Genomic DNA, 422 nt, shown 5'->3' on the forward strand with positions numbered 1-422 from the left:
TTTGGCATACATTTAAAATAAAAAATGAAAATATAAGGGTACTTGAAACGAATAATCAATATTTTCTATCAGAAGATATTATTCTTTCCAAAGATCAATTTAATTATCTCTCATATTATAATGCGGAAGTTAAGCCTAAAAGTTTAATCACCTCGGATTTTGTAAAGTTATGGCCCAATGGAAAAATTTATTATACATTCAACGGTAATGTTTCTAATGGTCTAAAAGCAAATATTAATTCCGCAATAAGTTGGTTGTCATCTAATACACCATTAACCTTCGCTGTTCGTACCAGCTCCAATTCTAATTATGTGAAATTTAATACTTCTGATGGGAATAATTCCAAAATAGGAATGGTTGGAGGAGAACAGTTGATTAATTTAACATCTGGTGCTGATGAATCAACCGTAATTCACGAAATT

At 29.9% G+C, this 422-nt stretch carries 1 protein-coding gene; it reads left to right on the top strand.

Annotation, left to right across the window (positions count from 1 at the left end):
- Positions 1 to 422, top strand: a 422-nt coding sequence (locus AC07UV_RS25735; protein WP_495185861.1) for a M12 family metallopeptidase, incomplete at both ends; no start/stop codon positions are given.

This window comes from Sphingobacterium sp. GW821-FHT03E03 (assembly GCF_059420745.1).